Genomic DNA, 20,777 nt, shown 5'->3' with positions numbered 1-20,777 from the left:
TGCCGCCCGGCGCGTGCCGCGCCTCCCGTCCGCGGAAAGGGCCGTGCCCAGGCTGCATCCCATCGCATCGCGCATGCGACTCCCGGCCCGCCGGCGGACCTGGCCGACGCGCGGAGCTCGTATGTCCACCGACCCCTCGGCCCAGCACGGCCGCATCCACCTCGACCAGCAGCGCAAGCGCGCCAAGGAACTGCTCGCGCGGCTGCGCGCCGGCACGGCACCGGAGCAGCAGGCGCTGCTGGCGCAGCGCCGGCGCGCGCCTGCGCCGCCGCAGCTGGCCGACGCGCAATGGCTGGTCGCGCGCTCGCTGGGCTTCGCCAGCTGGCCGCGCCTGAAGGCGCACGTCGACGCGATCGACTTCGCGGCCCGCCACCCCGGCTTCGCGGCCGACGACGAACCCGCCACCTGGCACTGGCGCTGCGGCAACGACATCGCGCACAGCCTGCGGCTGGCGGGCTTCCGCGGCCGCTTCCAGATGTTCGGCGACCCGCTGCCCATGGGCCCGGCCCCGGCGCTGCCGCCCGACGCATTCGCCACGCTGCGCGCCGGCTTCGTGCACCGCGCCTTCGGCCTGCCGCAGGAGGAGGCGCTGGCACGCATGCGCCAGGAGTACGGGGCGCTGGCCCGCCTGCACACGGCCCGCCGCGTGGTGCTGTGGTGCGAGGCCGACGCCTACGACCAGCTGTTCCTGGTCGCGGTGCTGGCCAGCCTGGCCGCGCTGCCCGAGCGGCTGGAGCTGATCGCGGTCGACGGCGTGCCGGGCGTGCGGCGCTTCATCGGCATCGGCCAGCTCGCGCCGGACCTGCTGGCCTGGCTGTGGCCGCAGCGCCGGCCGGTCACGCCCGAGGCGCTGGCCCTGGCACGCGACGCCTGGGCCGCCTACCGCGCACCCTCGCCGCGGGACTGGGCCGCCCTGGCCCGCGCCGGCACACCGGCCTTGCCCCTGCTGGCGCCCGCGCTGCGTCGCCAGCTGCAGGAGCTGCCCGGCCTGCACGACGGCCTGTCGCTGACCGAGCGCCTGGCGCTGCAGATCGTGCGCGAGCTCGGCCAGCCCGCGTTCGGCCAGGTGTTCGCCGAGCTGCATGGCGTGCGCGAGCCGCTGCCCTGGCTCGGCGACGGCATGTTCCATGCGCTGATGCGGCCGCTGATCGATGCGCCGAACCCGCTGCTGCTGGAATCCGACCGCCAGCTGGACTGGCCGCGCCGGCCGCTGCAGCTGACGGCGCTCGGCCACCAGGTGCTGGACGGCCGCGCCTACTGGCTCGACCATGCGGCGGCCGAACGCTGGGTCGGCGGCGTGCGGCTGGCGCCGCGCGCGCCGCACTGGGCGCTGGATGCGCAGGGCGCGCCCTGCTGGCGCGCCAGCGGCGCAGCTTGCCGGCCAGCGTGACCACCCACAGCGCCAGCGTGAGGCCGGCGTTGCCCTGCGTGCGTCAGCGGCGCAGCCTGCCGGCCAGCGTGACCACCGCCAGGATGACGGCCCCGGCCGCGATGCCGACGCCGGCGTTGGCCAGCATCGGCGTCAGCGCCTCCCAGAAGCCGCCGCCCGGCCACAGCGCGGTGGCATCGGCCATCTGCTCGATCTCGTGGTGCAGCGCCGACACGCCGTGCGTCAGGATGCCGCCGCCGACCAGGAACATCGCGGCCGTGCCGGCGACCGACAGCGCCTTCATCAGCCACGGCGCCGCCACCAGGATGCCGCGCCCCAGCGCGGCCAGCGCACCGCCGCGCCGGCTCAGGTACAGGCCCAGGTCGTCGAGCTTGACGATGCCAGCCACCAGGCCGTAGACGCCCAGCGTCATCAGCACGGCGATGCCGGCCAGCACGACCACCTGGGTCAGGAACGGGCTCTGCTGCACCGTGCCGAGGGTGATCGCGATGATCTCCGCCGACAGGATGAAGTCGGTGCGCACCGCGCCCTTGATCTTGTCCCGCTCCAGCGCCACCAGGTCCACGGACGGGTCGGCCACGGCCTGGCGCCGCTGCGCCTGGGCCTCCTCGTCCTCGCCCTTGTGCAGGAACCGGTGCGCCAGCTTCTCGAAACCCTCGAAACACAGGAAGGCGCCGCCCAGCATCAGCAGCGGCGTGATCAGCCAGGGCGCGAACGCACTGATCAGCAGCGCGGCCGGCACCAGGATGGCCTTGTTGGCCAGCGAGCCCTTGCACACGGCCCAGACCACCGGCAGCTCGCGGTCGGCCTTCACGCCGGTGACCTGCTGCGCGTTCAGCGCCAGGTCGTCGCCGAGCACGCCGGCGGTTTTCTTGGCGGCGACCTTGGTCATCACGGACACGTCGTCCAGCACGGAGGCGATGTCGTCGAGCAGCAGGAGCAGGCTGGTGGCCATGGGTGTCAGGCAGAAGGCGGGGGGGGCGCGATCGTAGCGGCATCCGGCGGCGGCTCCAGCCATGGCACCAGCAGCGCTGTGGCTTGCGCCAGCACGCGCTCGCGCCGCGCCGATCCGCTGCCGGCCTGCTCCCAGTCGGGCCGGCTGCGCGCGGGCTGCACGGCCTGCACCAGCTGGCGCAGCGGCGCGTCCAGCGCCGCGTCGGGAGCCTGGTCCAGCACCAGCTGTACCAGCGCGGCGTGGCCGCGCCGCTCCAGCGCGCGCGCCAGCTGCACCAGCTGCTGCGCGGCCAGGAACAGGAAGGCGTCGTCCAGCGAGAGCTCGCGCACGCCGGTGATCTGGTTCATCAGTTTGCCGCCGATCTGGCGCCAGCCCTGCGAGACGATGCTGCCCAAGGCCCCGCCCAGCGCCGCGCCGGCACCCAGCGACAGGCCGCCCACGGCCAGGTCGGCCAGCACGCCGACCGAGGCGCCGACGGCCGCGCCCATGCCGAGCTTGCGGCCGGCCTCGCGCAGCGCCTCGGGATGGAACAGGTCGCTGTCCCAGCGGCCGTCCTGCCAGGGCAGCCGGGCCAGCTGCGCGTCGTCGGCGTCGAAGCCTTCGATCTGCAGCAGCTCGTCGGCGCAGCCGCGCACCAGCACCAGCGCGATCTGCTGGAAGTCCTGCTCGGCGCGCGCGCGCGCGGCCGGCTGGGCGTGCACCGCCTCGCCGAGTTCGCGCCGCAGCGCGGCCAGCCGCACCAGCGCCAGCGCGATCGCGCGCGCCATGGCCTGGCGGCGCTGCGCGGCCTCGCCGGCCAGGTACAGGCCGATGCGCTGCAGCTGCGCACGGTGCGCGGGCAGCAGCGTGGCCAGGTCCTGGTAGAGGTGCTGCTCGGCGCCGGTGAAGGGCGCCACCGCGTCGAAGCGCACCAGCGCGTGCAGGCCGCCCGCGGCCAGCATGGCCTGCCACTCGCCGGCGCGGCTGGCCGCGTCGCGCACGAAGTTCAGCACCGGCATGACCGGCCGCGCGCAGGAATTGAGGATCTCGATCTCGGCGCGGTGCTTGGGCAGCACCGGCTCGCGCGTGTCGACCACGTAGAAGGCGGCGTCCACGTCCAGCAGCGTGCGCAGCACCTTGGCCTCCTGCTCGAAGGCGGCGCGCGCCTCCGGGCCCTGCAGGAAGGCGCGCACGCGCGCCGGGCGGTCGACGCCCTCGACCGCGTGCTGCAGGTAGTCCCACAGCGCGATGGAGTCCTCCAGGCCCGGCGTGTCGTAGAAGCGCAGCGCCGCGGCCCCGTCCACGCGCAGCTCGGTGCGCTCCACATGGCGCGTGGTGCCGGGGCGGTCGGACACCTCGCCGAAATGGCGCCGGCGCGTCAGCGTGCGCAGCAGCGAGGTCTTGCCGGCGTTGGTGTGGCCGACCACGGCGATGGACAGGATCGCCTCGCTCACGGGAGTACCTCTTCGCCCCTACGGGCTGCGGTGCGAGCCCCTTCGGGAGGCCGGGCGGGGCGCACTGGTGCACCCTCGGGCCTGCGGCCCGGTCCCTCCGAGAGGGAATGAGCCCCTTCGGGCGGCCAGGCGGGACTCATGCCGGCTGCTCCACCGCGTCGAACCAGGCCAGCGCGGCCCCGGCATCGGGCTGCAGCGGGACCGCGGGCAGGTCGCTGCGGGCCAGCCAGTCGCGCCAGCGCTGCAGGTCGGCCTCGGCGCGCGGCTGCAGGGGCCACAGCGCGCAGGCGCCGCACAGCGCGGCGGCCTCGCGCACGAAGCGCTCGGTACCACGGTCGGGGCTGGACGGCGCATGGCAGCACACCAGCAGCCGGCGCGGCACCTGGCGCGCCAGCGCCTGCAGCACCGCGGCGCGCTCGGCCGCCGTGCCGTCGATGCGCTGCAGCTGCACGCCGGCCGGCAGCGCCGCCGGCGGCCAGGGCGCCTCTGGCGGCAGCTCGAAGCCCAGCACCAGCCGCGCGCCGGCGTCGACCGGACCGTGCGCCGCCGGCGGGCTGGCCGGCGGCACGGCATGCTCCTCGTCCACCACCTCGGCCGGCTCCATCGCGGCGAAGCGCGCCAGCAGCCGGCGCACCGCCGGGTCGGCGGGATCCGGGCCCAGCCGGCGCTGGCCGCGCCGCCACATGGCCCAGCACCACAGCAGGCACAGCAGCCGCACCGCCAGGCCGTATACCGCCACGCAGCCCATCAGCCACCAGGCCCAGGCGCGCTGGTCGGCTGCGCCGGCGGCCTCGGGCCGCAGCAGCGTGGCGGCGTCGGGCAGCGGCACGCCCAGCGCCTGCGGCAGCCAGCCGGTCGCGCGCACGAAGTGCAGGAAGAACTCGGCCGGCAGGATCGTCGTCTCCCAGCTCAGCCGGTAGGCGCGCACCGAGAAGCCCAGCGCCAGCCCGGCCAGCAACACGGCGAACGACAGCGACCACACCAGGTGGCTGATGCCGCCGAAGGCCCAGGGCGCCAGCCGCGCACGCCGCAGCACGTCGCCAGTCGCGCGCGCCAACTGGACGGCATGCGGGCCGCGGTCCAACGGCAGCCGCGCCGTGAGCGCCAGCGCCAGCCGGCCGAGCGCGCTGCCGTCCACCGGCCACGGCACGAGCAGGCTGGCCAGCCACAGCGCCAGCGTCAGCGCATGTAGGCCCAGCAGCGCGACGAAGGCGGCCAGCGCGTTGATCTCACGTGCCTGGCCGAGCACGCCGCGCGCCAGCAGCCAGGCCGCCGCGGCCACGGCCACCGCCAGCGCCAACAGCACCCAGCCGCCCAGCCGGCGCCAGCGGCCCCATTCCCGCGACAGGCCCAGCCGTTCGCCGAGCAGCCAGGCGCGCTCGGCCACGCGGCCCGCGTCGTCGCCGCGGGCGGCGAAGGCCTGGCGCATGGCCTGGCCGTCGTCGAGCGGCCCGTCCTCCTCGACCAGCGCGACGGCGCGCGCCACCGCGGCCTGGGCCAGCGGGCTGCGATCGGAATGGACGGGCGGGACGGGCATCGACGACGAGGGGCCGGGAGAATCGGGCCCGCAGCATGCCATAGCGGCATGCGGCCGCCGATAAGGAGCACGATGGCCAAGGATTTCGACGCGATGGAAGACAGCAACCGCTCGGGCAACCCGGCGTTCGAGGCGGTGTCCGACCCGGCGCGGCGCCTGTGGCTGCGCGGCGGCCTGGGCAGCGCGCTGGCCACGCTGCTGCTGCCCGGCTGCGCCACCCCGCCCGCGGGGCCGCGGCTGGGCTTTCGCGGCATCGCCGCCTCCGGTGCCGACGCCGTGCGCGTGCCGCCCGGCTACCGCGTGCAGGTGCTGCTGCCCTGGGGCGACCCGGTCGGCATCGCCGGCCAGCCGCTGCCGGCCTTCCGCGCCGACGGCGGCAACAGCGCCGAGGAACAGGCGCTGCAGCTCGGCATGCACCACGACGGCATGGCCTGGTTCACGCTGGACGGGCCGCACCACGGCCTGCTCGCCATCAACCACGAATACGTCGACGACGGCCTGCTGCATGCCGGCGGCATGGAGCCGTGGACCGCCGGGAAGGTGCGCAAGGCCCAGGCCGCGCACGGCATCTCGGTCGTCGAGCTGCGGCTGCAGGGCGATCGCTGGACGCAGGTGCGGCCCAGCCGCTACGCGCGCCGCGTGACGGCCGCCACGCCCTGCCGCCTGTCCGGCCCCGCGGCCGGCCACGCGCTGCTGCGCACCGCGGACGACCCGGCCGGCCGCACCGTGCGGGGCACGCTGAACAACTGCGCCGGCAGCGCCACGCCCTGGGGCACCTACCTCGCTGGCGAGGAGAACTTCCACTTCTACTTCTCCGGCGGCGCCGCGCGCGACGCCGGCCAGCGCCGCTGGGGCATGGCGCAGGACGCCTTCTTCCGCTGGCCGGAACACGACGCGCGCTTCGACGCCCGCCGGCACCCGAACGAATTCCACCGCTTCGGCTGGATCGTCGAGATCGACCCGCGCGACCCGGCGGCGCCGCCGGTCAAGCGCACCGCCCTGGGCCGTGGCGCGCACGAGGGCGCCTGGGTCGGCGTCGCGCGCTCGGGCCGCGCCGTGGTCTACAGCGGCGAGGACGCGCGCTTCGAATACCTTTACAAGTTCGTCAGCGACGGCCGCGTCGCCGACGGCGACCGCGACCTGCTGGACCACGGCACGCTCCACGTCGCCCGCTTCGACGCCGACGGCACCGGCCGCTGGCTGCCGCTGCTGCACGGCCAGGGCCCGCTGGGCGCGGCGGCCGGCTTCGCCGACCAGGGGGAGGTGCTGGTGAAGACGCGCCAGGCCGCCGACCTGCTGGGCGCCACGCGCATGGACCGGCCCGAGTGGATCGCGATCGACGCCGCCCGCGCCACCGTCTACTGCACGCTGACCAACAACAGCGCGCGCGGCCGCCCGGGCCAGCCCGGCGTGGACGCCGCCAACCCGCGCGCGCAGAACAACATGGGCCAGATCATCCGCTGGACCGAGGACGGCGGCCTGGACGCCACGCGCTTCCGCTGGGACCACCTGCTGCTGGCCGGCGACCCCGCGAACGCGCGGCCCGAAGCCCGCGGCACCGTCCGCGGCGACGCCTTCGCCTGCCCGGACGGCCTGCTGCTGGACGCGCGCGGCGTGCTGTGGATCCAGACCGACGCCCATGCCTCGGAACTGGGCCAGGGCGAATTCCGCCGCCTGGGCAACAACCAGCTGCTGGCCTGCGATCCGGCGACCGGCGAGGTGCGCCGCTTCCTGACCGGGCCGGTGAACTGCGAGATCGCCGGCGCGATCATGGCGCCGGACGGACGCACGCTGTTCGTGAACATCCAGCATCCGGGCGAGCCGCCGTCGGACCGCAGCGCGCCCGGCGAGGCGACCAGGTACTCCACCTGGCCGTTCGGCGGCACGCCACGCTCGGCCACGCTGGCGATCCGGCGCGAGGACGGCGGCCTGGTCGGGACCTAGTCGACCGTGCGCTTGAGCCGCATCTCCTCGATGCGGATGTGGCCCATGGGCGTGGTGCGGGCGGTGTTCAGCTCGCGCTTGAAGCCGGCCAGGTCGAAGAAGCGCAGCGCGCGCTCGTTGCGCAGCGGCACCCAGACCGTCACGCTGGTGCAGCCCTCCTCGCCCAGGCCTTCGCGCGCGGCATCCCACAGCGCCAGGCCGGCGCCGCGGCCCCAGTGGTCCGGGTGCACGTGGATCGCCCAGACCTCGCCGACCGTGGGCTTGCTGCCCTTGTCGCGCGAGCGGTCGAACGCGACGAAGCCGACCACCTTGCCCTCGTGCAGCGCGACGTGGACCTGCGGGTCACCGTACTCGATGGCCTCGCGCCAATGCGCCAGGCGCTTGCTGGCGGGCTGGGAATTGATGTGCTCGTCCGGCACGATGCCGGTGTAGGCCGCCAGCGTGGCGGCGGCGTGGACGTCGACGACGGCCTGGGCGTCGCGCTTCTCGGCGGCGCGGACTTCGTAGAAGGACATGCGATGGCGAAGGAACGAAAAACCCACGATTCTCGCCGCAAGCCGCGCCCTACACTCGCGCCCCATGCCTGCCACCCACCGCGTGCGCCTGCAGCGGCCCGGCTGCGAGGACCAGGAATTCCAGGCGCCGGCCGACCTGCCGGTGCTGCTGGCGGCCGAGCGCGCCGGCCTGTCCATGGAAAGCTCCTGCCGCAACGGCACCTGCCGCAGCTGCATCTGCCTGATGGCATCGGGCAGCGTGGCCTACCGCATCGAATGGCCCGGCGTGTCGGCGGACGAGAAGCGCGAGGGCTGGATCCTGCCCTGCGTGGCCCACGCCACCGGCGATCTGGTGCTGGAACTGCCGCTGTAAACTCTGCGCCCTTTTCGCAGCCCAGCCGTCCCATGGACTACCCCGGCAACCTGATCGTCGTCGCAGCCCCCAGCGGAGCCGGCAAATCCAGCCTCGTGAAGGCCCTGCTGGAACTCGATTCGAAGATCCAGCCCTCGGTCTCGCACACCACGCGCGCGCCGCGCGGCCAGGAAAAGCACGGGCGCGAATATTTCTTCGTCTCCGACGCCGAGTTCGACGCGATGGTCGTGGCCGATGGCTTCGTCGAATGGGCGCACGTGCACGGCAAGCGCTACGGCACGTCCAAGAAGGCGATCGAGGAGCGCATCGCCCAGGGCGCCGACGTGATCCTGGAGATCGACTTCCAGGGCGCGATGCAGATCAAGAAGGCGTTCGCCAACGCGCAGCTGATCTTCATCCTGCCGCCGAGCTGGGAGGAGCTGCGCTCGCGCCTGGAGCGCCGCGGCGAGGACGCGCCCGAGGTCATCGAGCTGCGCCTGAAGAACGCCGCCCAGGAGATGGCCCAGGCCGCGAACTTCGACTTCGTTATAATCAACGAGTTGTTCGACCGGGCCGTCTTCGACTTGAAGACCATCGTGCATGCCCAGCGACTCAAATACCTGGCGCAGGTTCGCGCCAGGGCCGAAACCTTCAAATCCCTGCACATCCTCTAGCCGCACTGGAGCATTGCCATGGCCCGCATCACCGTCGAAGACTGCCTCGAACAGGTTCCCAACCGCTTCCAGCTGGTGCTGGCCGCGACCTACCGCGCCCGCATGCTGAGCCAGGGCCACGCGCCCAAGATCGAGAGCAAGAACAAGCCCGGCGTGACCGCGCTGCGCGAGATCGCGGCCGGCAAGGTCGGCCTGGAAATGCTGAAGAAGGTGCCGACCTGAGCGTCCGCGCCCGTTGCTGAAAAGGCACCGCCCCGCGGTGCCTTTTGCTTTTGGGGCCCGCCGCGAGGAGCCTGCACGCTACAGTTGGGCCATGAACGCCGCGCTGCCCACCTCGGCCATCGATCGGACCGCCCCCGTGCCGGAGACGCCGGCCGCGGCGAACGCCGCCGCCGCCAGCTTCGCGGCCCTGACCGCCAGCCTGGACTACCTGGACGCGCAGAGCATCGAGCAGGTGCGTCAGGCCTACCGCTTCGCCGACGAGGCCCACCTGGGCCAGCTGCGCTCCAGCGGCGAGCCGTACATCACGCATCCGATCGCCGTCGCCGCCCAGTGCGCGGCCTGGAAGCTCGACGCCCAAGCCCTGATGGCCGCGCTGCTGCACGACGTGCTGGAAGACTGCGGCGTGACCAAGCCCGAGTTGATCGAGCGCTTCGGCGCGCCGGTGGCCGAGCTGGTCGACGGGCTGACCAAGCTGGACAAGCTGCAGTTCAACACGCGCGAGGAGAACCAGGCCGAGTCCTTCCGCAAGATGCTGCTGGCCATGGCGCGCGACGTGCGCGTGATCCTGATCAAGCTGGCGGACCGCACCCACAACATGCGCACCATGGGCGACATGCCGCGCAGCAAGTGGGGCCGCATCTCGCGCGAGACGCTGGACATCTACGCCCCGATCGCCTACCGGCTGGGCCTGAACGTGACGTACCGCGAGCTGCAGGAACTGGCCTTCCAGTACCTGATGCCCTGGCGCCACGGCGTGCTGGCCAAGGCCGTGGCCAAGGCCCGCAGCCGGCGCCGCGACCTGGTGCAGAAGGTGCAGCAGGAATTGGAGGGCGCCTTCGCCGCCGCCGGCATGAAGGTGCGCATCGCCGGGCGCGAGAAGACGATCTACTCCATCTACCGCAAGATGGACGACAAGCACCTGTCGTTCGCCCAGGTCAACGACATCTACGGCCTGCGCGTGATCGTGGCCAGCGTGACGGACTGCTACACCGCCCTCGGCGTGCTGCACCAGCTGTACAAGCCGGTGCCGGGGCGCTTCAAGGACTACATCGCGATCCCCAAGGCCAACGGCTACCAATCGCTGCACACCACGCTGGTCGGGCCGGCCAACGTGAACATCGAGTTCCAGATGCGGACCGAGGCCATGCACGTCGTGGCCGAATCCGGCGTGGCCGCCCACTGGCTCTACAAGGCCCACCAGCCCGATGCCGGCGCGGCCGAGCGCAACGGCACGCAGTGGCTGCAGTCGCTGCTGGACATCCAGCAGGAGACCCGCGACGCCTCGGAGTTCTGGGACCACGTGAAGGTGGACCTGTTCCCCGACGCGGTCTACGTGTTCACGCCCAAGGGCCAGATCCTGGCGCTGCCGCGCGGCGCGACCGTGGTCGACTTCGCCTACGCGATCCACAGCAACGTGGGCGACCGCACGGTGGCCGCGCGCGTAAACGGCGAGCAGTCGCCGCTGCGCACCGAGCTGCACAACGGCGACGTGGTGGAGGTGATCACCGCGCCGGTGTCTTCGCCGAACCCGGCCTGGCTCAGCTTCGTGCGCACCGGGCGGGCCCGCTCCAAGATCCGCCACCATCTCAAGAGCCAGGCCCTGACCGAGTCCGAAAGCCTGGGCGAAAAGCTGCTGACCCAGGCGCTGCGGGCCGAGGGCATCGAGGCCCTGCCCGCCCAGGACGCCGAAGGCCAGGCGGTGTGGGACAAGCTGCTGCGCTTCTCCGGCAACCGCACGCGCGCCGAGCTGATGACCGACATCGGCCTCGGCAAGCGCATCGCCAGCATCGTGGCCAAGCGGCTGAAGGTCATGGTGACCGAAGGCGGCGCCAAGCCCGACGCGCTGCTGATGACGCGCGAGCGCTACACCGCGCACGAGACTGTGTCGCAGGGCGGCGTGCTGATCGACGGCAGCGAGAACGCCTCGGTGCAGTTCGCGCGCTGCTGCCGGCCGGTGCCGGGCGACGAGATCGTCGGCTACCTGGGCCGCGGCGAGGGCCTGTTCATCCACACCGCCGAATGCGCCACGGCCAAGCGGCTGCAGTACAAGGACAGCGAGCGCTTCATCGCCGTGGCCTGGTCCGACGAGCCGGTGCGTACCTTCGAGACCGGCATCGTGGTCACGATCAGCAACGGCAAGGGCGTGTTGGCGCGCGTCGCGGCCGCGCTGGCGGAATCCGAGGTCGACATCACGCACATGGACATGGGCCAGGAAGAGGCGCAGGACGCCACGGACCTGCGCTTCGTCGTCACCGTGCGCGACAAGGCGCACCTGGACCAAGCGATGCGCAACCTGCGCCGCACGCACTCGGTATTGCGCGCCGTCCGCGCCACGCCGGCCCCGTATCAGGGCACGGCCGGCGGCGCCGGGTAGCGCACCGCCAGCACCTCCAGTTCGCGCACGCCGGCCGGGGTGGCCAGGCGGACCTCGTCGCCCACGCGCGCGCGCAGCAGCGCACGCGCGATCGGGGCGATCCAGCTGACCTCGCCGGCCGCGCTGTCGGCCTCGTCGATGCCGCGGATCGTGACGGTCTGCTCCTCGCCCTGCGGATCGGCATAGGTCACGGTCGCGCCGAAGAACACCTGGTCGCTGCCGTGATGCACGGTGGGGTCGGTCACTTCGGCGATCTCCAGCCGCCGCGTCAGGAAGCGGATGCGCCGGTCGATCTCGCGCAACCACTTCTTGCCGTACAGGTAGTCGCCGTTCTCGGACCGGTCGCCGTTGCTGGCGGCCCAGTGCACGACCTCGACGACCTTGGGCCGCTCGTTGTCGATCAAGTCCAGCAGTTCGGCCCGCAGCCGCGCATAGCCCTGGGGGGTGATGTAGTTCCGGCCGCCCGCGGGCAGCGCCGGTAGCACCGGCCCGTCGTCGTCCTCGCCATCGGTTTCCTTGGTGAACGCCTTGCTCATGGCACGAGTGTGCGGCAAAAAACGAACGCTACAGCCGCGGCAGGTCGCGCAGGCTGCGCCCGGGCCGGCGCGGGTCGACCTCGATCGACTCGCTGCCGTCGGACTCCACATGGACCTTGACCGCGTCGCCCAGCCGGGCACCGTCCGGCCCCTGGAACAGCGGCACCACCGGCTCGGCGTCCAGCAGCTTGTCCACGACTTCCACCGTGTCGACCACGGCTTCCTGCGACAGCGGGGAAGGCACGTGGTCGGCCGGACACGCCAGTTCGCGCCGGTCCGCCAGGTACCAGCGCACCCGTACCACCTGGCCGCGGGCGTCCAGCTGCACGCCGGTCACGACGTGGGCCGGGCCGTCACGCGCCTGGATGCTCATGGCGCGGCGAATGGCGGCGGGCCACCCGGATCGGCTGGCCCGGATGCCCGGGCAGGCGCGTCGGAACATCGCCCTCGTCGGGCGGCTCCTGCACCGGCACCCCCGGCTCGGGGTTGACGGGTTCCTCGTCGTCGAACGGGCCGCCGGGCAGCGGCACGGGCGGCACCGGCTGCGGCGCCGGTACCGTGGACGACAGGAGGGGCGCCAAACGGGCGACGCGTTCAATGGTCACGAGCATGCAGACATCCTCCGGAGGGACTCTGCATGGTGGCCGCCGCGCCCGTGGCCCGGCATCGGCCGGCGGCCCGGATGGCCGTAGTCGAAGACCGACAGGTTGGGCGGCGAGCTTCCCGCGTCAACGAGGCAACGAAAAACGGCTTATCGATCCGGCGGTGGCCATCTCGCCAGGAGTCAACGCCGGGCTGCAACCGTCCAGGCATGCGCCATGCCGTCTGCCCACGCACGGTGCATCTGCTCAAGCGGATCTGCCGGCATCCGCCCCATCGCTCCGGGCTTCCGGCAAGGTGTGTTCCATCGCATGGGCGATGGCCGCGAGGACCTGTGCAGGCCGCGTGACGCCGCAGATGGGGCACCCGAAATCGTGGAATTCCTCGGCGAAGAAATAGGTCCTGGCCTGATGCCTGCCCGCGAACAGCTTCAGCGCCAGCGTTCGGTCCTCCAGTGGCGGGCCTCCTCCCTGGTAACGGGTGTATTCGTAGATGGAGGCCGTCACCACCTCGAACATCGGCGCCAGCCACAGATCCTCGTCGGGGCGGCAAAGGACTTCACAGTTCTTCAGGTGGGCGTCGCCGTTGCGGACCATGACGAAGAACGCGACTTGCAGGAAGAAGCGGTGCAGCTTACCGCCGTGCAGATGCAACCGAAGCAGCAGCTCCGCGATTCGCTGGTCGCTGTCCCGGTACGTCGGTCGGACAGGATGTCGCGCACGCCCAGTCTCCCGCACGCGCAGCGATGTCCTCGAGACCGAGGCGGCCGACCCGCCCGTCCTCATGGGCGACCAAATCGAAGCGGTCGAGCACAAGCATCGGCCCGTCCTCGGACAGTTCGCACATAGGCACCTCGATTCCTGCCCGGCGTGCCGCGCCGAAGCACACGTACTCGTTGACAGCCAGGCCAGGATGCCCGGCGACGAGGCCCTGTTCTTCTGGCTGCCGCTGCCCGCGCCGTGGGGCGCCTCGGATTTCGCGATGCGGCTGCGCCGCGAGGGCGCGGTCGTGGCACCCGCCAAGGTGTTCTCGCTGGAACTGGCCTGCGCGCCCAACGCCGTACGCATCGCCACCGGCACGGTCGCGTCGCGGGAGGAACTCCCGCTGGCGCTGCAGCGCCTTCACGGCCTGCCGGCGCAGAACCCTTCGCTGCCCAGCGCGATCGACCGATCAAGAAGAGGCCGGACCTCCGCCACGGCGCCTGTCAGTCGTCGGTCCACGCCTCGCCGTCCTGCACCCGCAGTTCGTACAGCGCATAAAAGGGCACGCCAGCGATGGCGCGAAAAGCCGGGCCCAGCCAGAGAACGGCAGCCCATCGCCCTCCATCACGGCATGGGCCGCCGCCAGCCGCAGCCGCGGCGATGCCGCGGTCAGCTCACTCAGCCGGCATGGGGAACATGGACATGTCAGGGCCAATCAGGGAACGGGTTGCGCCAGGTCGTCCACGTCTCGGGCCCGCACTCCATCTCCTCATCCGTCAGCAAACAGGCGTCGAAGCGCGCACGAAGTGCCGCTTCGTCCATACCCATGCCGATCAGCACGAGCTCCTGGCGGGCATCGCCCACGTTCTCGTCCCAGTTCTCGCGGATCAGGGCCAGGGATTCCGGATCCTGCGGCCAGCGCTCCTGCGGCACGGCGGCCCACCAGTAGCCGGCCACGCCGTGCCGGGCCACCGCGCCCGCCTGCGACCAGTTGCCCGCCAGCGCCGGATGGCTGGCCAGCCAGAAGAAGCCCTTGGAGCGCACCACGCCGGGCCATTCGCTTTCCACCAGGTCGAAGAAGCGTTGCGGATGGAAAGGCCTGCGCGCGCGGTAGACAAAATTGCGGATGCCGTATTCCTCGGTCTCCGGTGTGTGCGTGCCGCGCAGCTCCTGCAGCCAGCCGGGCGCCTTGGAGGCTTCGTCGAAGTCGAACAGGCCCGTGTTCAGCACGCGGTCGAGCGGCACCTGGCCGAACGCGGCGACCTCGACACGGGCGCGCGGGTTGAGGCTGCGCAGGATCGCCATCAGCCGCTCGCGCTCCGCGTCGCCGATGAGGTCGGCCTTGTTGAGCACGATCACGTCGCAGAACTCGATCTGGTCGATCAGCAAGTCCACCACCGTGCGCCGATCTTCCTCGCCCAGCGACTCGCCACGCGACTGGATGCTGTCGCGCGAGCTGTAGTCGCGCAGGAAGTTGTAGGCATCGACCACCGTCACCATCGTGTCGAGCCGGGCCACTTCGCCCAGGCTGCGGCCGTCCTCGCCCTCGAAGGTGAAGGTCTCGGCCACGGGCAGCGGCTCGGAGATCCCGGTGGACTCGATGACGAGTTGGTCGAAGCGGCCTTCCTTGGCGAGCCGATCCACTTCCACCAGCAGATCCTCGCGCAAGGTGCAGCAGATGCAGCCGTTGCTCATCTCCACCAGCTTCTCGTCGGTGCGCGACAACTCCGCCCCGCCGTCGCGCACCAGTGCGGCGTCGATGTTGACCTCGCTCATGTCGTTGACGATGACCGCCACGCGCCGGCCTTCGCGGTTGTGGAGGATGTGGTTGAGCAGCGTGGTCTTGCCCGCGCCGAGGAAGCCGGACAGGACGGTGACAGGGAGCTTGTCGAGCCGGGACGGGGTCTGAAGGTCGGTATTCATCGTGGTGTCTTGTGGAACAACTGAGGTCGATCACTGATGGCGATCGGTGCTGCCGGCGTGGTCAGCTCCCATCCGGCCCTGGTCCCGTGCAGGTCGCGCATCTGCCGCAAAGCTCGAGGACGGATGTGCGTTCCAGGAGCAGGCGTCGTTCTTCATCCAGTGGCCCAGCTCGTCGTCGGTGAACGCATCGGCATGCCCGCAGCCGCCGCAGAGGGCGAACGCCTTGGGCCATGCCGACAGCCGCGGAAGGATGCACGACACATGGGCGTTCAGCGCTTCCAGGCGCTGCACCCAGCCATGCGCAACCGGTCGCGCAACGCACGAGCGCTGCGCGGGCCGTCGGCCTGCCGCAGCGTCGCAAGGATTCGCTGCCGGCTGGCGAGGTCAGTGGCATGGGAATCTCCTGCCGGACACTTCTCGGTCGCATCACTTTCAAGAAACAGATGTTATAACATAACCTACATCGAGGAAAAGACGCCGTGCGACCTCGGTGGCTGCGTCAAGTCGTGCAAGGCCGCGGCGAAGGAGAAGAGCTTGATCCCCAAAACCTACGACCAGTGGCACCACTGCATCACCGTCGAATGCGGCCTGGCGTTGACACGAACGTTCATCGCCCAGCGCCTGGCCGTGTGGCGCAACGCGCAATCGGAAGAAACCTTACGCTTCCGTCGACTCTACGGCGATCAGCATTGGAAGTCGGTGATGGCCTGGTTCGAGCAGGCCAGCCTCGAGCCCGATGCCAGGGAATGAAGCCCCCAGGCCGCCCCCAGCGCGCCGATGCGACGTCGACCGACTGTGGTCCCGCAGCCCTTCTTCATCCAAGCCGCGGCGCCTGATGTGCAGCGACGCCAGCTTGCGCACCATCCCCCCACGGCAAAGGCGACATGGCCCTTCACACGCGCAGCATCGTCGCAGACAACCGCCACGACTCGGTGGTGTTCGACGCGCTGGTCGACGCGATGCCGGGTGTGGGCGGCAAGCGCGGCAGGCCGCGCCGATGGCCAGGCAAGCTGCATGCGGACAAGGCTGACGACTGTGAGCGATGCCGCGCTCACTTGAAGCGCCGGGGCATCGAGGAGCGCATCGCCCGCAAGGGCATGGACCGGCTCGGACATCGCCGCTGGATGGTTGAGCGCACGCATGACTGGCTGGCCGCCTTTGGCAAGCTGCGCACTCGGTTCGAGCGCCGCACCGACATGCATCTCGCCTTGCTTTCCGTCGCCTGCTTCATGGCTGGCAGCCCGGTACGACGAGACGCCAAACACCGCCGAGCCTATTGCCGATAAATCGCAGGCCAAGGATGCCGGCCTAAACGGCTGGTCTGTCGCCGTGCACTGGTACACGCAGCTGGCCGATCTGATCGCGTCACCGGCCTTTCATACCCTTGCGTTGTCATCGGGCTATGGGAGCCCGGCGCAGCTGCGTGAACAGGCCGTTCTGAGGGCGGCGGTGCGACCGATGCCGGGCGGTCACGGACTGACTGCAGACTGCCCGGCCGCGTTGCGCCAACTGATCGATCACGCGGAAGCTTTTCCAGCCGAATCCGCACGCCAAAAGATGAGCCGCGTGACACGACTGCACCTGTTCCGCGAGTTCCAGAGCACCATTGGCCTAGCCTACTATCGCGGTTGCGAAGGCGTTGCAGCTGACCGCGACCGGGCCTACGAATGGCTGGGCCGCCTGTTTCCAACAACGAACAAGTGAGTCGACTTGAATCTTGACTATCCGAGTCACCTGACGCCGCCGGCGCAGCAGGCCTGGGCGGAATTGCTGGACAAGGGTACCCCGAAGCACCCGTCCCGCCCGCGCGATGCTTTCAACGCCTATTGGCGGATGTCCAACGACAGCCCCGCGCAGATGATCGAGGCAGGCAAGCCCTATACCAACCTGGCAATCGAGCATGCCTGGCACTGTTACTTCCTGGCAGCTCGCAAGCATGCGCAGCACGAGGCCTTGCGATGGTTGCGGGTGCATCCGCAGGTAAAGTGCAAATAGGCCATCACGGCGTTCCAGGCTCGCAACAACCGGCGGATTGCCAATCGATATTCGGTCTGGCGACGTGCGAAAGGATAAGAAATATGCATGGTTTCGGCGTAGCAAAACCCGAGAAGGAATTCCTGTCTGACAGGCGGGATGTATCAGTGACGTATAGCGTCTATCGCGATCAGATGGACCGCTTCCTGGAGGCGTTTGATTTCCATGATGAACGGCCTTTCGAGCAGTACGTCGTGCCTAGCGATGGAGGACAATCGCTCGCTGCCGTCTCAGGGGGACTTGGTGCAATGGCGTGGGATACGGTTTCGTATCTGCACCTTCAATACTCTTCCGGTGCGTCGCCCAGCGAAATGCGCAGCTGGTATCCAAGTGCATTGGCATTTTGGGAGGAATACGCGTACTTTCATGAGGCGTTTCATCAAAGCCCTTCGTCGAATTACGTCATTGCGCACATGACGCTCGGCGATTCCGGCTACTGGGATGCGATACGCATGACCAGCTTCGCAATCTTGCTCGGGCATGTCGATGCGCTTGCTCGCTTGTGCGCCATCTGGGACTACGGCAACCAGCCACTCGATGGTCTTCTTGAGCGGCTTGTCGCCCCCTTCGTTCCGGGCCGCGCGCCGCCGCCCGCCACCTGCACCCGCCACCTGCCGTATTCCATGCTCCTCGAGGTCTTCGACTCCTCACCCGACCAGCGCCCCGCGCTCATGTCGAAGTACCTGGACGAGTGGTACACCGCCAGCCGCCGCGAACCCTACTACGAATCGCACAAGAAAGGCCGCGAGCACAGCTATTTAGGCCTGTGGAGCTTCGAAGCCGCCGCGGTGACCCGTGTTCTGCAAATCACCGACAGCAGCTATCGCGACAAGAACTTCTATCCGGGCGACCTGCTCGATTATGCGCGTGGCCTGCCCACGCCTCCGGACCGATAAGAACCGGCTTTCCAGATTTCCAGACCATCCGCCAGGATGGCTGCCGGCGCGAGTGGAAATGGGTGCGTTTCCTCGATGCATCTCCCTCCAGCACGATGGCGTCCCGCGTGAGGTTGACCATGGTGTTTTCAACATGGTGGCGAGTTGCAATGGTCGGGAATGTCGTGCATTGGGTGGATTCAACCGGTCGTCGCAACACCTTCAATCAAGGAGGTTTCTATGGGCCGACCTGCGGGCGGATGCAAAAGCTGACGGGGCGTGGTGGTCGCGTCCCATTCCGTGGTGTAGGTCCACAGCCCGGACAGGCTGAGATGCACGGTACTCAGCGAGCCACAGCGGACAGCCGAGTGGGGGCAGTGTCGCTCAGGGCCTGCAGGCCTTCAAGCTGCATGTAGCGCCGGTTGAGCGACCACTCGTCGTTCTGCTCGAGCATCATGGCGCCGACCAGGCGCACGATGGACGCGTCGTTGGGGAAGATGCCCACGACGTTGGTACGCCGCTTGATCTGCGCGTTCAGCCGCTCCAGCGGGTTGGTGCTGTAGATCTGCGTCCAGTGCGCCCGCGGGAAGGTCATGAAGGCCAGCACGTCGTTCTCCGCCTCGTCCATCACGGCACTGAGCTTGGGGAACTTGTCCCTGAGCTGGCCGGCCACCGATCTCCATTGCGTGCGCGCCGCCTCGGCCGACTCCTGCACGAACACCGTGCCGATGGCCGCAGAGACCATACGCCGCTGGGTCTTGCCGGCGTGCGCCAGCGCGTTGCGCATGAAGTGCACGCGGCAGCGCTGCCAGGTGGCCTTCAGGACCTTGGAGGCGGCCGCCTTGATGCCCTCGTGGCTGTCGCTGATCACCAGCTTGACCCCGCGCAGGCCGCGCCGGTTCAGGCTGCGCTAGGCGCTCGGTCCAGAACGGCTCGGCTTCCGAGGCGCCGACTTTCAGCCCCAACACCTCGCGCTGCCCGTCGGTGTTCACGCCCACGGCCACTATCACCGCCACGCTGACGATGCGCCCGGCCTCGCGCGTCTTCACGTAGGTCGCATCCACCCACAGGTAGGGCCAGTCGCCCTCGATCTGGCGCCCCAGGAAGGCGTTGACCCGCTCGTCCAGTTCGCCGCACAGCCGGCTGACTTGGCTCTTGGAGACGCCACTCATGCCCAGCGACTTGACCAGCTCGTCCACCGAGCGGGTGGAGATGCCCTGCACGTAGGCCTCCTGGATCACGGCGGTCAGCGCCTTCTCGGCCGTGCGCCGCGGCTCCAGGAACTCGGGAAAGTAGCTGCCCTGGCGCAGCTTGGGGATCTTCAGCTCCACCGAACCGGCGCGCGTGTCCCACACCCGTTCGCGGTAGCCGTTGCGGCTGTTCAGCCGCTCGGCACTTTTTTCGTCGTAGCCGGCGCCGCAGCGCCCCTCGACGTCCAGCTCCATCAGCCGCTGGGCCATGAATTGCACCATCTGGCGCAGCACGTCGATGTCCGCTCCCTTCTCGGCAAGCTCGGTCAATGCCATAGTGGCGTTGGTCATCGTGATTTCCCTTCGCAAGGATCAAGGTTGGTATTCGCACCTCAACCCTATCCGGGATCACGATGGCCACCCCACAAGGAGCGGCCGCCGCGCGGCAGGCCGCTGCGGGTTACGCCCTACGGGCTCCACCCTGCGCGGCCTGCCGCGCGATCAAGACTTACACCACTTCCTGGGACATCAACTCGCAGAGCGAGAGGAGATTGCCTTGCTGCGAGCCCAGGATATCAGTGTGAGGGAGATAGCTCGCCGTCTGGGACGAAGCCCCTCGACTGTCTCGCGAGAGCTGACGCGCAATGCCGCGACACGCAGTGGCAAGCTCGACTATCGGGCATCGGTTGCGCAGTGGAAGGCCGAGCTTGTGGCCAGGCGGCCAAAGCCAGCCAAGCTGGTCACCAACGCGCGGCTGCGGCGCGATGTCCAGGACCGCTTGGAGGGCAAGCTGCATGACATCCAAGGCAAAGAAGTCACCGGTCCACGGCAGGCGCCGCTCATTGGGCGCAGCAAGCCATGGCCAATGCGCTCAAGCAAACAGTGACCACGCTGCCTGCGCAACTGTGGCGGTCGCTGACCTGGGACCACGGAAAGGAGTTGTCCGATCATGCTCGGTTCACCATCGAATCGGGCGTGAAGGTCTTCTTTGCCGATCCACACAGCCCCTGGCAGCGCGGTACGAATGGGAGCACCAACGGCCTGCTGCGCCAGTACTTCCCCAAAGGCACTGATCTGTCTCGGTGGGACGTGCGCGAACTTCAAGCTGTGGCCAACGCCTTGAGCAACAGGCCACGCAAAACGTTGGACTGGAGGACTCCGGCGGAGGCGCTGAACGACTACTTAATTCCGCCGCGTAACCCGGTGTTGCGACGACCGGTTGAATCCACCAACCAGGTCGGAACCTTTGCCAGAATGTTGCGCTCCATCTGGCCTTGACGTGACAGCTGCCGGCGCAGCCTTGCGAGTTCCTCGCGTTCTCTCCCGTTCAGAGCCCTGCCGCCCGCCTGCCCAGAAGATGCCCGTGCACCGGCAGCACCGACCCAGTTGGCGATGGTCTGCGCGCTCACATCGAACTCGCGCGCCAGCTCCGCCAGGGTCCTGCCGGCTCGCACCAGCTCTGCCATCTATTCTCGAAACTGCGCCGGATACGGCGACCTTGTCTTGCCCATCTCGGACTCCTTGTTCTACAGCGTAAGGTGCT

General features: G+C 69.9%; 21 protein-coding genes and 4 pseudogenes. 12 read left to right on the top strand and 13 right to left on the bottom strand.

The genetic code is table 11. The features are described from left to right. Window positions 1-121: 121 nt before the first annotated feature. Entirely contained in the window at window positions 122-1,390 is a 1,269-nt protein-coding gene (locus QM782_RS13685; protein ID WP_415203451.1) for a DUF1835 domain-containing protein, read from the top strand. A gap of 43 nt (window positions 1,391-1,433) precedes the next feature. Here the strand turns inward: QM782_RS13685 and QM782_RS13680 are convergent, their stop codons facing one another. The 3 genes from QM782_RS13680 to QM782_RS13670 all read right to left on the bottom strand — a co-directional run bounded on the left by QM782_RS13680 (window position 1,434) and on the right by QM782_RS13670 (window position 5,315). Then, window positions 1,434-2,345 carry a DUF808 domain-containing protein gene (locus QM782_RS13680; protein WP_415203450.1) on the bottom strand — a complete coding sequence of 304 codons (912 nt, stop codon included), beginning with the start codon at window positions 2,343-2,345 and terminating at the stop codon, window positions 1,434-1,436. Between the two features lie 5 nt (window positions 2,346-2,350). Further along, complete coding sequence (locus QM782_RS13675; RefSeq protein WP_415203449.1) at window positions 2,351-3,778, bottom strand: GTPase/DUF3482 domain-containing protein; 1,428 nt, start codon at window positions 3,776-3,778, stop codon at window positions 2,351-2,353. Between the two features lie 136 nt (window positions 3,779-3,914). After that, window positions 3,915-5,315 (bottom strand): DUF2868 domain-containing protein, encoded by a 1,401-nt coding sequence (locus tag QM782_RS13670; RefSeq protein ID WP_415203448.1) that lies wholly within the window; start codon window positions 5,313-5,315, stop codon window positions 3,915-3,917. A gap of 72 nt (window positions 5,316-5,387) precedes the next feature. Between QM782_RS13670 and QM782_RS13665 the strand changes: the two genes are divergently transcribed. Continuing rightward, a complete protein-coding gene (locus QM782_RS13665; RefSeq protein ID WP_415203447.1) occupies window positions 5,388-7,259 on the top strand; it encodes a PhoX family protein in 1,872 nt (623 codons plus the stop codon). On the opposite strand, the gene QM782_RS13660 is transcribed toward QM782_RS13665, so the two are convergent. Beyond that, window positions 7,256-7,774, bottom strand: coding sequence for a GNAT family N-acetyltransferase (locus QM782_RS13660; RefSeq protein WP_415203446.1), 519 nt, complete (start codon window positions 7,772-7,774; stop codon window positions 7,256-7,258). The genes QM782_RS13665 and QM782_RS13660 overlap by 4 nt on opposite strands. 64 nt (window positions 7,775-7,838) lie before the next feature. Between QM782_RS13660 and QM782_RS13655 the strand changes: the two genes are divergently transcribed. The 4 genes from QM782_RS13655 (at window position 7,839) to QM782_RS13640 (ending at window position 11,375) form a co-directional block, all read left to right on the top strand. Further along, window positions 7,839-8,126 carry a 2Fe-2S iron-sulfur cluster-binding protein gene (locus QM782_RS13655; protein WP_415203445.1) on the top strand — a complete coding sequence of 96 codons (288 nt, stop codon included), beginning with the start codon at window positions 7,839-7,841 and terminating at the stop codon, window positions 8,124-8,126. A gap of 32 nt (window positions 8,127-8,158) precedes the next feature. Beyond that, on the top strand, window positions 8,159-8,779 hold the full coding sequence (gmk, locus tag QM782_RS13650; RefSeq protein WP_415203444.1) for a guanylate kinase: 621 nt from the start codon (window positions 8,159-8,161) through the stop codon (window positions 8,777-8,779). Between the two features lie 18 nt (window positions 8,780-8,797). Beyond that, window positions 8,798-9,001: a DNA-directed RNA polymerase subunit omega gene (rpoZ, locus tag QM782_RS13645; RefSeq protein ID WP_145544909.1), complete on the top strand. Its 204-nt coding sequence runs from the start codon at window positions 8,798-8,800 to the stop codon at window positions 8,999-9,001. Between the two features lie 91 nt (window positions 9,002-9,092). Continuing rightward, the gene (locus tag QM782_RS13640; protein WP_415203443.1) at window positions 9,093-11,375 is read left to right on the top strand and encodes a RelA/SpoT family protein; all 2,283 of its coding nucleotides are present in this window, start codon (window positions 9,093-9,095) and stop codon (window positions 11,373-11,375) included. Here the strand turns inward: QM782_RS13640 and greB are convergent. The 7 genes from greB to QM782_RS13605 all read right to left on the bottom strand — a co-directional run bounded on the left by greB (window position 11,348) and on the right by QM782_RS13605 (window position 15,426). Continuing rightward, complete coding sequence (gene greB / locus QM782_RS13635; RefSeq protein ID WP_415203442.1) at window positions 11,348-11,911, bottom strand: transcription elongation factor GreB; 564 nt, start codon at window positions 11,909-11,911, stop codon at window positions 11,348-11,350. The two genes, QM782_RS13640 and greB, sit on opposite strands and share 28 nt — an antisense overlap. Before the next feature lie 28 nt (window positions 11,912-11,939). After that, window positions 11,940-12,284, bottom strand: coding sequence for a hypothetical protein (locus tag QM782_RS13630; RefSeq protein WP_415203441.1), 345 nt, complete (start codon window positions 12,282-12,284; stop codon window positions 11,940-11,942). Continuing rightward, entirely contained in the window at window positions 12,265-12,522 is a 258-nt protein-coding gene (locus tag QM782_RS13625; RefSeq protein WP_415203440.1) for a hypothetical protein, read from the bottom strand. Before QM782_RS13625 ends, QM782_RS13630 begins: the two co-directional genes overlap by 20 nt. A 237-nt stretch (window positions 12,523-12,759) precedes the next feature. Beyond that, complete coding sequence (locus tag QM782_RS13620) at window positions 12,760-13,164, bottom strand: HipA domain-containing protein (protein WP_415203439.1); 405 nt, start codon at window positions 13,162-13,164, stop codon at window positions 12,760-12,762. After that, window positions 13,145-13,399 carry a hypothetical protein gene (locus QM782_RS13615; protein ID WP_415205649.1) on the bottom strand — a complete coding sequence of 85 codons (255 nt, stop codon included), beginning with the start codon at window positions 13,397-13,399 and terminating at the stop codon, window positions 13,145-13,147. The genes QM782_RS13620 and QM782_RS13615 overlap by 20 nt, the downstream gene beginning before the upstream one ends. A gap of 518 nt (window positions 13,400-13,917) precedes the next feature. After that, complete coding sequence (gene zigA / locus QM782_RS13610) at window positions 13,918-15,135, bottom strand: zinc metallochaperone GTPase ZigA (RefSeq protein ID WP_415203438.1); 1,218 nt, start codon at window positions 15,133-15,135, stop codon at window positions 13,918-13,920. 30 nt (window positions 15,136-15,165) lie between these two features. Continuing rightward, the gene (locus QM782_RS13605) at window positions 15,166-15,426 is read right to left on the bottom strand and encodes a hypothetical protein (RefSeq protein WP_415203437.1); all 261 of its coding nucleotides are present in this window, start codon (window positions 15,424-15,426) and stop codon (window positions 15,166-15,168) included. Here QM782_RS13605 and QM782_RS13600 point away from each other — a divergent pair. The 5 genes and pseudogenes from QM782_RS13600 to QM782_RS13580 all read left to right on the top strand — a co-directional run bounded on the left by QM782_RS13600 (window position 15,397) and on the right by QM782_RS13580 (window position 18,065). Then, the gene (locus tag QM782_RS13600) at window positions 15,397-15,885 is read left to right on the top strand and encodes a hypothetical protein (protein WP_415203436.1); all 489 of its coding nucleotides are present in this window, start codon (window positions 15,397-15,399) and stop codon (window positions 15,883-15,885) included. The genes QM782_RS13605 and QM782_RS13600 overlap by 30 nt on opposite strands. 155 nt (window positions 15,886-16,040) lie before the next feature. Continuing rightward, window positions 16,041-16,421: pseudogene (locus tag QM782_RS13595) on the top strand (transposase); the annotation flags it as partial. A 43-nt stretch (window positions 16,422-16,464) separates the two neighbouring features. Next, window positions 16,465-16,839: a hypothetical protein gene (locus QM782_RS13590; RefSeq protein WP_415203435.1), complete on the top strand. Its 375-nt coding sequence runs from the start codon at window positions 16,465-16,467 to the stop codon at window positions 16,837-16,839. Between the two features lie 6 nt (window positions 16,840-16,845). Beyond that, on the top strand, window positions 16,846-17,130 hold the full coding sequence (locus QM782_RS13585; protein WP_415203434.1) for a hypothetical protein: 285 nt from the start codon (window positions 16,846-16,848) through the stop codon (window positions 17,128-17,130). A gap of 83 nt (window positions 17,131-17,213) precedes the next feature. Then, the gene (locus tag QM782_RS13580; RefSeq protein WP_415203433.1) at window positions 17,214-18,065 is read left to right on the top strand and encodes a PoNe immunity protein domain-containing protein; all 852 of its coding nucleotides are present in this window, start codon (window positions 17,214-17,216) and stop codon (window positions 18,063-18,065) included. 322 nt (window positions 18,066-18,387) lie between these two features. Here the strand turns inward: QM782_RS13580 and QM782_RS13575 are convergent. Further along, window positions 18,388-19,585: pseudogene (locus tag QM782_RS13575) on the bottom strand (IS256 family transposase). Window positions 19,586-19,745: 160 nt separating this feature from the next. On the opposite strand from QM782_RS13575, the pseudogene QM782_RS13570 reads away from it, so the two are divergent. Then, window positions 19,746-20,512, top strand: a pseudogene (locus QM782_RS13570) (IS30 family transposase); the annotation flags it as partial. Here QM782_RS13570 and QM782_RS13565 read toward each other — a convergent pair. Next, window positions 20,479-20,700: pseudogene (locus QM782_RS13565) on the bottom strand (transposase); the annotation flags it as partial. The pseudogenes QM782_RS13570 and QM782_RS13565 overlap by 34 nt on opposite strands. Window positions 20,701-20,777 lie beyond the last annotated feature (77 nt).

The sequence above is a fragment of the Pseudorhodoferax sp. genome, from assembly GCF_047601025.1.
In the GTDB taxonomy this organism is placed as follows: Bacteria; Pseudomonadota; Gammaproteobacteria; order Burkholderiales; family Burkholderiaceae_C; genus Pseudorhodoferax.
Note: the sequence above shows the minus strand (reverse complement) of the source record. Positions and strands in the feature narration are given on the sequence as shown.